Source organism: Bifidobacterium sp. JNUCC 75 (assembly GCF_054819865.1).
In genome coordinates, this window is the sequence record NZ_JBTHIF010000001.1 from 1118802 (window position 1) to 1133650 (window position 14849).

At 51.4% G+C, this 14849-nt stretch carries 11 protein-coding genes and 1 pseudogene; 3 read left to right on the forward strand and 9 right to left on the reverse strand.

The genetic code is table 11. The features are described 5' to 3' along the window. The first annotated feature begins 35 nt into the window (after positions 1-35). Positions 36-1319, forward strand: coding sequence for an aminotransferase-like domain-containing protein (locus ACVWNW_RS04665; RefSeq protein ID WP_454483307.1), 1284 nt, complete (start codon positions 36-38; stop codon positions 1317-1319). A 3-nt stretch (positions 1320-1322) separates the two neighbouring features. Then, positions 1323-2525, forward strand: a complete 1203-nt coding sequence (locus ACVWNW_RS04670) for a D-alanine--D-alanine ligase family protein (RefSeq protein ID WP_454483309.1) — start codon at positions 1323-1325, stop codon at positions 2523-2525. Between the two features lie 1229 nt (positions 2526-3754). On the opposite strand, the gene ACVWNW_RS04675 is transcribed toward ACVWNW_RS04670, so the two are convergent. Next, complete coding sequence (locus tag ACVWNW_RS04675) at positions 3755-4105, reverse strand: hypothetical protein (protein ID WP_198207812.1); 351 nt, start codon at positions 4103-4105, stop codon at positions 3755-3757. A gap of 109 nt (positions 4106-4214) precedes the next feature. Here ACVWNW_RS04675 and trxB point away from each other — a divergent pair, with 109 nt between their 5' ends. Beyond that, positions 4215-5159 (forward strand): thioredoxin-disulfide reductase, encoded by a 945-nt coding sequence (gene trxB / locus ACVWNW_RS04680; protein ID WP_121912782.1) that lies wholly within the window; start codon positions 4215-4217, stop codon positions 5157-5159. A gap of 795 nt (positions 5160-5954) precedes the next feature. Here trxB and ACVWNW_RS04685 read toward each other — a convergent pair. From ACVWNW_RS04685 to rpmH, 8 genes and pseudogenes are all read right to left on the reverse strand, one after another. Then, on the reverse strand, positions 5955-7547 hold the full coding sequence (locus ACVWNW_RS04685) for a ParB/RepB/Spo0J family partition protein (protein ID WP_454483315.1): 1593 nt from the start codon (positions 7545-7547) through the stop codon (positions 5955-5957). A 4-nt stretch (positions 7548-7551) separates the two neighbouring features. Then, complete coding sequence (locus ACVWNW_RS04690) at positions 7552-8499, reverse strand: ParA family protein (protein ID WP_046323942.1); 948 nt, start codon at positions 8497-8499, stop codon at positions 7552-7554. 2056 nt (positions 8500-10555) lie between these two features. Further along, positions 10556-11440, reverse strand: coding sequence for a 16S rRNA (guanine(527)-N(7))-methyltransferase RsmG (locus ACVWNW_RS04695; RefSeq protein ID WP_454483317.1), 885 nt, complete (start codon positions 11438-11440; stop codon positions 10556-10558). A gap of 354 nt (positions 11441-11794) precedes the next feature. Further along, a complete protein-coding gene (locus ACVWNW_RS04700) occupies positions 11795-12436 on the reverse strand; it encodes a Jag family protein (protein ID WP_454483319.1) in 642 nt (213 codons plus the stop codon). Positions 12437-12613: 177 nt separating this feature from the next. Further along, positions 12614-13636, reverse strand: a complete 1023-nt coding sequence (yidC, locus tag ACVWNW_RS04705) for a membrane protein insertase YidC (RefSeq protein WP_198229843.1) — start codon at positions 13634-13636, stop codon at positions 12614-12616. A 2-nt stretch (positions 13637-13638) separates the two neighbouring features. After that, positions 13639-13950 (reverse strand): membrane protein insertion efficiency factor YidD, encoded by a 312-nt coding sequence (gene yidD, locus ACVWNW_RS04710; RefSeq protein ID WP_198229844.1) that lies wholly within the window; start codon positions 13948-13950, stop codon positions 13639-13641. A gap of 107 nt (positions 13951-14057) precedes the next feature. Next, positions 14058-14450, reverse strand: a pseudogene (gene rnpA / locus ACVWNW_RS04715) (ribonuclease P protein component); the annotation flags it as partial. 26 nt (positions 14451-14476) lie between these two features. Further along, positions 14477-14611 (reverse strand): 50S ribosomal protein L34, encoded by a 135-nt coding sequence (gene rpmH / locus ACVWNW_RS04720; RefSeq protein ID WP_015022700.1) that lies wholly within the window; start codon positions 14609-14611, stop codon positions 14477-14479. Positions 14612-14849 lie beyond the last annotated feature (238 nt).

Consider the following 14849-nt stretch of genomic DNA (forward strand, 5'->3'; position numbering starts at 1 on the left):
CTTAGACAACGGCGGCAGGAAGGCGGAAGTCAGTTATGGCGGATGATCCCAATATCGCGTCCAAGGTCATCAAGAACGATCCTTGGTATAGCTCCTATGCAACACGAGCCGAGCAGATGCGCGCCTCCGAGATTCGCGCCCTCTTCGCCGTGGCCAATCGGCCCGAGGTGGTCTCCCTGGCCGGCGGCATGCCCTACCTGGGCCGGATGCCTTTCGATAAGTTGGCCGATCAGCTTGGCGACATGCTACGGAGCAAGGGCCAGGTGGCCTGGCAGTATGGGTCAGCACAGGGCGATCCCCATCTGCGCGAAGACGTGCTGCCCATTATGGAGCTGGAAGGCATCAAGGACGTCCAGCCGGATGATGTGGTTATCGTCAACGGTTCCCAGTCGGGACTGGACCTGATCACCAGGATCATGTGCGACCCCGGCGATGTGGTACTGGCTGAGGCACCCAACTATGTAGGTGCATTGGGCGTCTTCCAATCTTTCCAGGTCGATGTGGTCAATGTGGCCATGGACGGAGACGGACTGATTCCCGAGGCTCTGGAGGAGACCATTTTGGAGCAGCGCCGCCAGGGCAAGGCGGTCAAGTTCCTCTACACTGTGCCCAACTTCCATAACCCTGCCGGCGCCACCATGAGCGTCGAGCGGCGTCCACAAGTCATCGAGATCGCCCGAAAATACCACGTGCTCATCGTGGAGGACAATCCTTATGGACTGTTGGCCTTCAACGGCCAAACTTATCCGGCCCTGCGCTCTTACGACTCCGAGGGCATTGTTTACCTGAGCAGCTTCTCCAAGATCATCGCTCCGGGCATGCGCGTGGCCTGGATGGTTGCACCTCCTGGAATCAGACAGAAGCTGGTTCTGGCCAATGAGTCAGCCATCCTTTGTCCTTCCAACATGAGCCAGATGACCATCACCACCTATCTGGACAACTTCGACTGGAAATCGCAGATCAACGATTACCGGGGGATGTACAAGGAACGTTGCGATGCCATGGACGAGGCTTTGAAGGAATACCTGCCCTACTGTTCATGGCTCAAGCCCAAGGGCGGCTTCTACATCTGGCTGAAGATACCCCAGGGGCTCAACGCCAAGGAGATGCTGCCCAGGGCGATCACCGCCAAGGTGGCTTACGTGTCCGGCACGGCCTTCTACGATAACGGGGAGGGCGCGGACCATATGCGCCTGTCCTTCTGTTACCCCACTTCCGATCGGATACGAGAGGGAATACGCAGACTGTCCACGGTCATCGAGAATGAACTCGCCACCGTCCGGCTGTTCGAGCCCGACAGCGGCAAGGAAAGGGGCTGAATTATGGCGGCCAAGCACAGCAAGACACCACGGCAGCAGACCGGCGGCAAAACCCCGGCAGTCGGCAAGGCCAAGACAACCGCGAGCGCAACGACGACCACAGCCGCCAGCCCGGCCAACACTGCGTCCACGGCTACTGGCGAAGTGGTCAAAAGAGCCAGGCGAACCTCGCATCGCTCCATCCGCGAGGCCACGCCGGTCACCATGGACGATGTGCTCTCTCTGGCGAGCAAGGCCACCAAGCGTGCTGATAAGTCGCTTTTGGTTATCTGCGGCGGCCTCAGCCATGAACGCGATGTCTCCATCAGTTCAGGGCATCGAGTCCAAGGATTCCTGGAGGAGGCCGGATGGACGGTCCACGTCCACGACATGGACGGCTCGCTCCTGCCCTATCTGACCGACGAGTCGACCCGTCCTGATCTGGTCTGGCCTCTGCTGCACGGCGCCAACGGCGAAGACGGCTCCATCCGTGATGTCCTGGAGATGGCTGAATTGCCTTACACCGGATCCCGGGCCAAGGCCTCCCGGACTGCCTGGAGCAAACCCATCGCCAAGAATGTTGTCCGCATGGCCGGATTGCAGACGCCACATTCCGTGACGCTACCCGAATCCATGTTCCGGGAGCTGGGAGTCGAACCCGTTATCGACATGCTTCTAGGTTCGCTGGGACTCCCGCTCTTCATCAAGCCCACCATGGGCGGCTCAGCCATGGGTTGCACCATGGTAACTGAACAGAGTCAGCTCACTCAAGCGTTGATCAACTGCTTCGCCTACGGTGATGTGGCCCTAATCGAACAGGCTGTAACGGGCACTGAAGTCTCCGTCTCCATCCTCGAGTTTGACGGACACCCCCTGGTTCTGCCTCCGCTCGAAATCTGGACTCCCTCAGGTACCTACGACTTCGAAGCTCGTTCCACCCCCGGCCCGACGGAGTTTTATGTTCCGGCCCGACTGGATGCCAAAACCACACAGGCTGTGAGCGATGCTGCATTGACCGCCCATCGAGCTTTGGGACTCCGCGATATCTCACGCACCGATTTCATCGTCGATGCCCAGGGTCAGCCGCAATTCCTGGAGTCCAACGTGGCGCCCGGCATGACGGACACCTCGCTTTTGCCGCAATCAGCCCTGGCTGCAGGTTACAACCTGCCAGAGCTATACACTGCATTGGTTCAATCGGTTTTGGATCAAAAACGAACCGACTGAAACCTCAAAGCCTGCCTGGTTCTGCCTACCATTCGGCAAGCACGAGTGGAGTCCGCATGATGCATGGCGTGCAAGTTGCGCAATATGCATCATGCGGACTTGTAATATACGTAGTTTGCAAACACAGGCAGAGCTAATAGTGCGTAAGACGAGCACACTACACACACACGAACTAACAGTTTGTAATCATTAAACCCGATGTTTTATTGTGCGTTCATTATCCTCATCATCATTCTTCTCTGGCGCCAAATACCTGTTATTCACCATTCACCATTCATCGTCAGTTATTTCCTCTCCCGTATTTGCTAATCTCGACTCCCAGCTTCTTCTCTGCTCTCCTCCCTCCCCCTACTGTTCCGCCAAAGCCAACATTCGAGCCAACATTGAAACCAACATTGAAGCCAACTTCGATTGAGAGATTTGTTCAATCAGGTCCCTGTTTTTACATTGTCGGCTAAGTTGACTTGTGGAATAGCCGCAATCTAATAAATGGCCGACGTCAGAATGGCTAGTCACTCTCCAAGACTCAACTCACAATAGAAGGCTGTCTCGCTCCACATCCATGCATGCAATCGTGGTCGGTATCGAATGTTTCACGTGAAACATTCTGTGGTGATCAACTTACTTCGTCGACTCCTGCGAGAGTCCCACACGATACAACACCTATGCCCGGCTGCAAATGTTGCCCGTTAAAAATGCGAATCTAATAAAGATATGAGTCAGATAACAGTGAAGACAGCCTTCACGGATTGCGACGCTACAGGGTCTAGATCAGTCAACACAAGATGGTTTTACCCAAGATGTTTATCAAGCAGACTTAATTACATATAGTTGTAGGCATCACTGCTTTTCCATCTTCGAAAAGCGAGCTATCGCTACTATGCCATCAAGAACCTCGAACGAGAACTGAGTCCGCGCCGGTAAATCGCAATGCCGTCACCGGCATTGCTGCATCTATTCATTTACCTCGATTCGTTCGTCCTCATCGCTGCGAATACGATCTTCCTATCCGAATTCATCGATCGAGTCATATCGCTTACAACCGGCTCGCTCCCCCGCGGCCGTCCTAAGCCCATTAAAAGCCAATAGATACCTTGCAAATCAGTGGATACATATGTACAGGCGCAGCCGTCCTTATTAAAAGACCATACTTTCGTAAGACCGAACAGACAATTGAAACCGTACCCACCGAGATTGAATCGTCTACGACCTAGCTAGTTGGATATTCCCTACTTGTCTCTTATGCTTTCCTTGTTCTTGTCCGATGCGTGCGAAGAACTTTCAACAGGTTCTTCTTGAGTTGATGATGAGTATCGTTCGCTACTCCTAGCAGTCGTATCTTCATCGGCCCCATGGTTTTTGTCTGTTGTCAGAGAATCGGCATCCAACTCGTCACCATTGTCATCAGGCCTTGGTGGGTTCCAAAAACGCCAGCTATGCCAGCTGTCATCCTCGCTCTTATCATCTGTTTGATGGCTGGGATGCTCCCGCAGCAAACGATCAACTCGGAGCATAAACCAGATCAGCACCAGAATCGTCCCAAGATTGGTTAAGATGGCGACTATCACAGTTTTCTCCATGATTCAAGAATAGCCTGACGGTGTCAGGACCGAGCTTACTGTGAGATAACAAGCGCCCTTTTCGCCCACCGCATGTGACTCGGTCATCCTGAATGGATACAGTAGCTTTATGAAGCAAACTGTTCATGATGCGATTGTTATAGGGTCCGGACCCGCAGGTTACACCGCCGCCATTTATCTTGGCCGGGCTGGATATGCTCCACTCGTTATTGCAGGAGCCCTAACGCCCGGCGGCCAGCTTATGAACACGACGGAAGTAGAGAACTTCCCTGGATTCCCCAAAGCAGTACTCGGCCCCGATCTGATGGATCAGATGCGCGATCAGGCCGAACATTTTGGTGCTCAAATTGAATATGATGATGTTGTCTCAGTTGACTTGAGCGGAGACGTCAAGCGGATTACCACCGATGGCGGCGAGGAATACCAAGCTCGAGTCGTCGTCATCACCACTGGCTCGCAATATCGTAAATTGGAAATCCCTGGCGAGCGCGAGTTTTCAGGACGAGGGGTATCCTACTGCGCCACATGCGATGGCTTCTTCTTCAAGGACAAGCCCATTGTAGTCGTTGGTGGAGGCGACTCTGCCATGGGTGACGCGGACTTCCTGACCCGCTTTGGTTCTTCTGTCACACTGATCCACCGTCGCCAAGGCTTCCGTGCTTCCAAAATCATGGTGGACCGTGCCAAGGCCAATGACAAGATTAACTTCCTTCTTGATTCAGTCGTTACACGGATCAACGGCGACGATAGCGGCGTAACCTCTTTGGATGTCCGCAATACAGCCACTGACCAGCAATCCACTATTCCAGCTAATGGAGTCTTTGTCGCCATTGGATTCACCCCTCAGACCGCTTTCCTTAATGGCCAAGTTGATCTGGATCAGGACGGCTATATCCTGGTCGAAGGTGGGTCAACGAAGACTTCTGCACCGGGAGTCTTTGCCGCTGGTGATGTCACCGACAAGATCTATCGTCAGGCCATCTCTGCGGCCGGCATGGGTTGTCGTGCTGCTTTAGATGCTCAGGAATATCTTACGAGTTTGGATAACCGATAGAACTCGATACGCACCCCCACAAACATGAATTCACGTGCCTGGCAGTTTACGATTGCCAGGCACTTCGTTTATCGATTATGCGCAGCTGCCTACTTAGTTTGCTTTTATTTCTCCATTGACTGCCAGCGGACACCCTACTCAACAAGAACATTTCCCACCCTACAGCTTCTTAAATCATCCTCTGCTGACGCAAGTTACTTCCCACTGACGCAACTTTCCACAACAGAGCCCCCTCCCCTCTAACGCACAACTAGAATTCCCAAAGTTACGCTGCCCGGATTTGTCACCCACCTCAATGACTAAGACCAACTTCAGTGAAAAGCAGCACAGAAGCGAGGGCTTATTACCTACAGATGGCAAACACAAAAACAGCAGTTCCATCATGGCCGACTAAGTGGCCTGTCACCAACGACTAACTGGATATCTTGCGATTGAATATACCTATCACACTACTGACTACTATGAAAGCGAGAGACCAATCTAACCAGACACAGCTGCCCGACAAAATGACCTGGGTGACCAGGCAGTAGCGATTCGCAATCCACCTCTTTGCCGGCCGACTGTTTGCCGGCTCCATGCTATTTATCAAACTTTTCCGCACAGATATATCTGGTCAGCGAATCGGACATATCTTGGACACCCAATCATTCTGGCCTTCCCAATCATTCTGGCCTTAAGGAAATTTCAGCGATTGCTCATCAGCTCATACCAAACTCGATCGGGCTATGAAGCAATCGCTCACTTAACGGCAAGGTTCGGATGAGCAAACCCTGAGGTCTCACTTCCAGAATGGGATCAAACCCAGCCTTTATCGCCAGAATGACTGTCATTACTTGCAGATTGATTCTTTTCCAAGAGAATGGCAACGATGCGGTCCATGTCTTCAGGCGAAGAAAACACGATTTCTATTTTCCCGTGCTTTTTAGTGCCCTTGATGGCCACCTTGGTATCAAAGTGGCTTTCCAGATCCTGGCGCACAGGACTATCAGCCCAGGCGTTTACCCTAGGCTTCTTTGCTTTCTTCTTCGCCTGTCCAGTCTGCAAGGCGACAAGTTCCTCAGTAGATCTTACCGACAGACCTTCAGCAATGATCTTGTCTGCCAGAGTAGTCATAGACTTTTCATCCGGCAAAGTAAGCAAGGCGCGAGCATGCCCAGCTGACAACACACCTGAGCTTACTTTTTTCTGCACACTTGGGGGCAATTTTAACAATCGAAGTGTGTTCGTGATCTGAGGCCTGGACTTAGAGATTGACTTAGACAAACCGTCCTGAGTCAAGCCGAACTCATCAATCATTTGCTGATAAGCGGCTGCTTCTTCCAACGGATTAAGAGCCACTCTATGGAGATTCTCGAGCAAAGCATCACGCAACATGGTGTCGTCGCTCGTTGTTTTCACAATTGCAGGTATGGTATCCAGACCAGCCAATCGAGTAGCACGCCAACGACGCTCACCCATTATGATCTCATAATGGGTTGTTTGCTGTAGACCCGCTTCCCTCTGATTTGAAAGCTGACTCGATTGTTCCTCACCGGTCTTAGCGCCAATTGCTCCGGATTTGCTTTCCGCGCCGCCAACTGAGGTTGTCTTATTTTTGATTGTTCCTGGACGGTCTATAAGAGTTGATCTTCGCACCACTATGGGCTGCAATACGCCAACTTCTTTGATGGAGCGTGAAAGCTCCAACAGTTCGTCTTCATCGAAGATTTGTCGCGGTTGCTGAGCATTGGGCCTAATATCGTCCACACGCACTTCAGCCAAGTACCCGCCTTGGACGGGTTTCAGCTCCTCTCGGCTATTGCTCTCCGTCTTATTCGGCTCAGTAGCATTGCCAACAATAGGTGCACGGTTGACGCTTTGCTGAGTCTCTTTTGTCCGATGATCGACAGCCTTACTCGATCCCATCATCGGCAATGTTTCACGTGAAACATTTGTCGTCGTAGGACCAAAGAAAAGATCACTTGGGTGCTCCAAGCTGCTGATGGACGGAACTGACCGACGCTTGGTAGTTCTCTTCGAAGTGGATGTTTCACGTGAAACATCCTCCTTAAGAGACTCGGAAATGCTGACACGCTTTTGTCCCTTGTTGGAACGTTTACGACCGATCCCAGAAGACTTTGCCGAAGCCGCTAGTTGAGTGCTTGTACTCCCCGAATGCGTAGTACTGCGTTCTCTTTTAGCGCCGTCTTCTTCTGAGGCATCTATATCTTTGCGAAGTCGTCCGTCCGATTCAGCACCCAAGCCCTGAAGGGTGGGCTGCTTGTTGCCGGAATTCGGTACTTTGTTATCTTGCTGACGGCCTTTGTCAGCATTGGTTTCGTCATCTTCACCTGGCAGGGCGGGGAATAGAGCCCCCAAGCCCTTGCCTAACCGTGAACGGCTTGTCATGTCCTCACTCCCCCTGTCTTCTATTGGCGATATGTTCCAACACTTGCTCGGATCTCTGGGCGATTTCTAACGCCGCCTCTTCGTAAGCAATAGCGCCAGCTCCTTTAGGGTCATAGGTGACAACGCTTTGCCGGAAGCTGGGAGCCTCAGAGATTTTGACAGAACGCGGGATGGTCGTATTAAGCACTATCTCTGGATAATGCTCCTTGACTTGATCAAACACTTCTTTGCTGAGCAGCGTTCGCCTGTCATACATGGTCAACAACATGGTTGAGATTACGAGATAAGGATTATAGCTTTGCTGAACAAGTCCTATGGTATGCAGTAATTGTTGCAGTCCTTCAAGAGCATAGTATTCAGCTTGCACTGGGATCAATACCTCATTGACCGAACACATGGCATTCAGAACTAATAATCCGAGACTAGGAGGGCAATCAACGAGAACATAGTCATAATGCTGGTGGCAGATTTTAAGATAGTCGGCAACAGCTTTCTTCATGAGCTGATTGCGGTTGGGCATATCCGCAACTTCCAGCTCAGCACCACTGAGGTCAATAGAAGATGGGACAACCTCAAGGTTGGGGAATTGAGGGGATACTACCTTAACGTCGTCAATCCCAAGACGACCCTCGAGCACGTCGTATGTTGACGGCGTCCCGGATTCATGAGCTACACCCAATGCAGTAGAAGCGTTGCCTTGTGGATCCATATCGATTACCAACACACGTTCGTCGAATTCAGCAAAAGCACATGCCAAATTTACAGTGGTCGTGGTTTTCCCTACCCCGCCTTTTTGATTTGCAACGGCAATGAAGCGCGTTTTTGAAGGGTGAGGAAATTCAGCCTGATGTAAGGCCTGATAGCGCGCAGAAAGATCTGCCATCTCCGCACCAGACACCGAACCAGTCCCCTCAGCGAATATTCTATTGAGAATATCCGTTGTCGACTCCATACCTGATGCGGTTGGCGTGGGCTTCTCACCGATATCCGTGGTATTCCCCGAAACGGGTTTCACCTTCTTCGATGCGGTCACGAACCTTCCTCCTTTTGATAACCATTCAATTTTCCCGTCCTAGTTGGACATGTCAGAACAGCTGAAAGTTATACACGGTCACTGTTCATAACTGTGGATAAGTGTGGATAGATCCAACGGAGCCACAGCGGCTGGCCCTTACCCAAGATTATTAGATTTGCCTTGTAATTATTGATAAGTCTGGCACTTCTCAGCACAGGCCAGCGTCTTCAAACGACGATGTGGATAATTCGAAGGTCTGGTCCGAATTGTGCATAACTTATTAGCAACAAATCTATAAATCTATTAACTCGTCAAACCAAGCAACATTATTCATGGTTATATTCAATGATCTTATCCATCTGTACGATAGCCACTATAAACACCGCTGTAATACCAAAATAAATCCTTCGGATGACGAGCCTTATACAAACGTACAGCAAGAGGGAGGTTTCACGTGAAACATCTATACTGCCTGGGCAGTATATTACCCCGTTAATTGTCTTCTAACGCAGTCGGCTAACTTAGTTTTGTCTTTTATTTGCGGAATCTATCCATCTACCTCCTATAACGGCTGCCGAATCAAGAAAACAGAACTAAATGCTAATTTTAAATAGTGTTTTAGTGCTGTTAAACAAAAGACTTCATTATGTCTATGAAGACTCTAGTTTACTCCGCAAAATTATGATTGAAGGAGACGTAGCTAAGAAGCAAGACCTTTAACAACTTTTACTAAAAAAGACACAGAAAACATTTCGATATCCTCTCGTCTGCGCTTTCATAAAGCTAATCCTGATTATTTCATTCTGCGTTAATTGTTTCACGTGAAACATTACGATCTATCTCTGCATAGCGATCATCCACCGGAAGCCCCCCCCCCTCGAATATTGCTATATTCTAAGATGCCCTAAATGTAGTCGTTACTGATGGACGTTCTTGTAGAACATACTCATAACAGTGTGCTAAGTCATCTAGATGAGTTACAGCTGGAACCAATGAAGCATAGTTTACTTGTTTTGGGTTAAAAAAAGATCCTTTGTCAATGTTTCACGTGAAACATTCTTTAGTGGACACATCTGAAGCCGGTGAACAGCTCTCTTATAGCTCGGTTCGGTTGTCTACCAACTCCCACATCAGGGGGGGGGGGGATTCTCGCCATTCCGGATTATTTTAGAGACATAATCTGTGGCGTTTAATCGATAACTCATGTAATCTTCATGCATTTGCAAGAATCAGGATACCCCTATCGATATTTCTAAGGAAAGGGAGGAAACCGAACGGTTTAGAAAGCCGAGAAGATCGAGACAAAGGATAGACACAATAAACTGCCTGGGAGTAAGAGAAACACATAAATGAGTACAGCAAGAGATGCATAACTTCGACTGTCGAGTAAGGGACTTAGGTAAACGCATAGATCCCCCAGCAACGAAAGTAGAACATCTCCCGAGACTCTTAATGCAACAATAGAAAGAGATGTCAGTATATCCAACTCAGATATAGGGCACCATACAATCATTCCAATACTACTTGGACGGCAACATCAGGATACAATGAAACCTCCTGCACAACAAACCCGAATAAGTACTTTGATGTGCATTACATTCAAAATATATAATATCTTTATTTTAAATAATCTAATTGTATATAGCCAGTTCTGACTGTTATCTACGGCGTTGTCTAAAACTAGAGTATCAAAAAACCTAAGAATGTTTGAGTTGAAAGCATACACGAGTCAGACAATAAAAATCACAAGCGTGCTTGCTTTCCTCTTAATCTAATACTCCATTCACCACGAATGAATATCCGCTAAGCCGCTGTCTAGAAAAGGCCTACTTAGATCCGATAGAGCTTAATCGATTATCTCTAATCAGGTATTCGATAAGACTCTGTTTTGAATACTGATAATTGATTATCTTACCTAGCCTATTCTTGTCTTTAGATTGAGCAACATCTCAGGCATCAAAGTCATTAAATAAGGTCATATCAGTGTCGTACTTTAGTGTTTGTCCACAAGAACCACGTGGGTATTCTCAAGGCCGGGTGCGACTGGAGCTAGACAAACCCGTGGATTCTCTCCATGACATTTTTTTATCTCTTTGGCAGCCTTATCCAGCTCAGCTTGTGCCGAACGACCCTTAAGGGCAATAAGCTGACCTCTCGATCTTAAAAGCGGCAGGGTCCATCCGGCGAGCTTAGTCATGGGGGCTACAGCTCGGCACGTCACAACGTCAAAAGTCTGTGGAATTGAAAGATTGGATTGGACGTCTGCTAGACCTGCACCACCCGTAACCTCCGAAGAGTCATGGTCATTTACATCTTGTTGGCTGTCAGCATTCCTGGCTTCGGTCGAGGCTAAAGAGCCAACACGGCCGTATGCCGAAACAGACTGTTTCTCTATTCGACGACGACCATGATGGCGGCTTTGTGAACTTTTTTTGTTGTGCCGAATCGAAGCCTTAGAGGATTGCGGAACCAGATCCTCTGCACGCTTGCGAATCACAACAGCATTAGCCAGGTGCAACTCATCAATCACTTCCTGCAACCAGGTCACACGCCGCTCCATTGGCTCGACAAGAACAACACTGCACTGCGGAAGGCAGGCAGCCAGTACAATGCCTGGGAAGCCCCCACCGGAACCTATATCCGCCACTGTTGCCGTCTGGCCGTCAGTGCTCAATCGCTCTCGCACGAAAGGCACAATAGCCGCTGAATTGAGTATGTGCCGTTCCCAAATAATGTCTTCATCGCGAGGGCCAATGATGCCCCTCTCCACACCCTCGCGCAAGAGCTTGTCATGAAAACGCTGCATGGGTACCAGAGCATCGCCGAGCACCTGCCTCAAGAGGGGACTATCGTTCAGCTCATCATCCACAACAGCCATTTCAACTCCTCACATTCACCTTCCACGCCCAGTCGGCCAAAGCCACAGACCATAACAGCGTCATATAGTCTCGTCGTATCCAGCAGGATTATTCACGCTGCCAGAATCGAAAACAGCTGCATTTCTAAGACCATTACCACCATATGGTTTTCAAACGCAAAAGAGCAATCCGGATTAAGCAACATGGCAGACTAAGCACAATCATGAGCCAGACAGCACTACACACACCTGCCAAATGGTACAGCGCTGGCAGATAGCACAACAGACAGTATGACCGAACCAAACAGTGGACCAATCCAAAAAGGCCGACGTCATGAATACTTCATCAACGCATAGCCCTGTGAGGCTTAACAGTCACTCCCTATCAGCATCCGCAGGATCATCATCAGCCTCGTAGTCAGCCGAATCGACGACCTGATCGGTTTCATCCACGTCCAGCGGGTCGTCATACCCGACTGGCTCGTCCTCAACATCGTCAGGCAGGTCTTCGTCTTCGCTCTTGGCCTTCAGATAGACAGTGACGTACCGGTGGGGCTCCTCGCCGTGGGAACGTGACTTCAACCCCTCCTCGCGGACCATGTCATGAACGATCTTGCGCTCAAAAGAGTTCATAGGCTTCATATTGACAGGGTCGCCAGTCTCACGAACCTCATCAATCACATCCAGGGCTTGCTCGCGAAGATGTTCGCGCTTGCGCCGCAGGAAGCCATCCACATCCACAATCAGATGGGAGCGCTCCCCTATCTTCTGCTGCACGGCCAAGCGTGTCAGCTGCTGAAGAGCATCGACCACCTCACCATCCTTGCCAATCAGATGCTTGATATCCGTATCGTCGTCAGCCACAATCTGCACGGTCGGACGGTGGTTGCGCACCCCCATCTCGATATCGCCCTCGTAATCGGCGATGTCCAGCAACCCCTCCAGATAGTCGGCGGCGACATCCGCCTCCTCATTGAGTTGCTCGATGGTCTTTCCCTGGTCCAGAGACTGAGACATCTATGCTCTCCTTACACGCGTTTACATCCGATTCATAACCTCAGGTCCACTGGATTCCTGGTCACCAATCGAGTGTCCAGTATTGAGGATACACGGACGTGATGATTGCAGATTACTCCAGTATTCGCCCGACCGAAAGCCGGGTTACCACGCCGGCCTCCACCGCCAGTAGCCGCATCAACGGCCGCGACGTTTGCGATGGGGCTGGGAACGCTGGTGGGAGATGTTCTTGTTGTTGCGGGCTTCCTCTTCCAACCTCTTGGCCTCCATCAACTGCTCCTCCTCCAAAGAGGGCAGCCCCTGGCGCTTGCGGCGGGCATTCTCACGGCGATGGTCACGCTCTTCCTTGCTCTCTGCGGCCGGCGAGCCAGGAGTGGGCATATGGCGGACCTGGAAGAGGGTTCGGCCCAGATTCCAAAGGTTGTTGGTCAGCCAGTAAATTAGCACTGCGAATGGGAAGTAGATGCCCGAGAAGATGTACATGACCGGGAAGATGAAGGCCATCATCTGCTGCATCTTGTACTGCTTTCCCTGCATGGCCGACCTCGGCATGTTCCGTCGAACATTATGGAACTGCGAGTAGAACATGGCCAAGCACATGAGCACGATGAAGACCACAATGACTATACGGCCCGCACCCTGGGCGGACATGAAGTTGTCCGAAATCCGCAACCCGAAAAAGGTAGTCTCTTCGAATTCCCGCGCCACCTCTCGATTGAAGGCTCCCAGAGGTGCCCGCTTGCCACGGGCGATGAAGGGCACAGCCGAAAGCACGTAGAACATGGTCATGAAGACCGGGCCCTGCACCAGTGCCGGCAGACAGGACCCCATGGGATTGGCATGGTTGTCCTGATAGACCTTCATGGTCTCCCGGCTCATGGCCTCTCGGCTGGCCGGATCCTTCTTGTTGCGGTATTTGTTCTGGATCTTCATCAGCTTCGGCTGCAGAGCCTGCATCTTTTGCATGGATCGCAGCTGCTTGATGAAGAGCGGCAACACGCACAGGTTGACGATCAGCACCAGCATCACTACCGAGAGCGCCCAGGCCACGCCGGGACCCTTATGGAACCCGATCAGGGTCAGGAACTTGTGGCAATAGGTCATGATGTAGGTCATGAGCCACTCGATCGGGTACAGGATCTTGTAGAAGAAACCGTATATACCCGTATCGAAGGTGAAGGTGTCGTTGTTGTGTAACATTGTCAGGCCGTCTCCTTGTCTGGGGCCAGGGGGGTCAGCCGGGCCTCCTCATGAGCCTTGGACCACGGGAACCGATAGAAGATGGAAAACCTTTGGGGCACGTCATCGATTCCGCCGTTGTTGAAGGGCGTGCAACGCAATAACCGCAGAATGGCCAGGATGGTTCCGCGCAAGGCCCCGAACCGCTTCAAGGCGGTCAAAGCGTACTGGGAACAAGTCGGGTAGTAACGGCACCTCGGCGGCGACAAGGGTGAGATGTGGCGCTGATACCAGCGGACTGCGCTCTGCAGAGCCCGGGAGGCCAGGCCGCTCATGCTCGGCATCCTTCACTGGTTTTCAGCTGTTGGACCGGTTGACGCTTGGATCCAGCGAACTGCGGACCTGACTGTCCCTGTATATCAAGACCGCCGGCAGTCTTTCCGGACTTACGCATGAGGTCACGGAAGAGCCTGTCCATTTGCTCCTCCAGCTGCTTGTAGGTGGCTGTAGCAGCGCTGGGTTTGGCGCGCATGACCAGATCACAGGAGGGTGGCAGCAGGTCCTCCTTGAATTCCGCGAGTTGCCTGAACCTGCGCTTGACCTTGTTCCTGGTCACGGCCTTGCCCACATTTTTGGATACAGCGAGCCCCATGCGGCGTCTGCCTGCTGGCAGGATGTCATGCCGCCCTTCGTGCACAGCCGATGCCGTTGGCAGCGGGGTCGCCGTCCGGTCAGGCCCAGGTATCAAATAATGTATGACCAGATCCCTGCTGCTGACTCGATGGCGTCGCCTGAGCACCGCCGTGAACTCCCGGTGGCTCCTCAGCCGTTCCACCTTCTGAAAAAGGATCGGGATCCGACTCAGGCAGAGAGGGTCCGACGGCCCTTGGCCCGGCGGCGGTTGATCAGGGCACGACCGGAGCGGGTACGCATGCGAGCGCGGAATCCGTGCTTCATGTGGCGACGGCGATTGTTGGGTTGGAATGTCCTCTTCATAATTCGTTGCTCCCGTGTGTAGACATACTCGAGTACGGCTCGTTATGAGTCAAGCTATATCACGGTACACATGAGCCGGGACGGAGTCAAACGAGCTTCCACCACCCAGCTGATTGGGACCGCTTCATGCCCTCCGCAAACCCTGTCATAGCAGGAAAAGGGCCTCCTCACTTATCCACAAATTACATCACTGTTATTCACATTCATCGCAGATACAACACGCTATCCTGTGGATAAC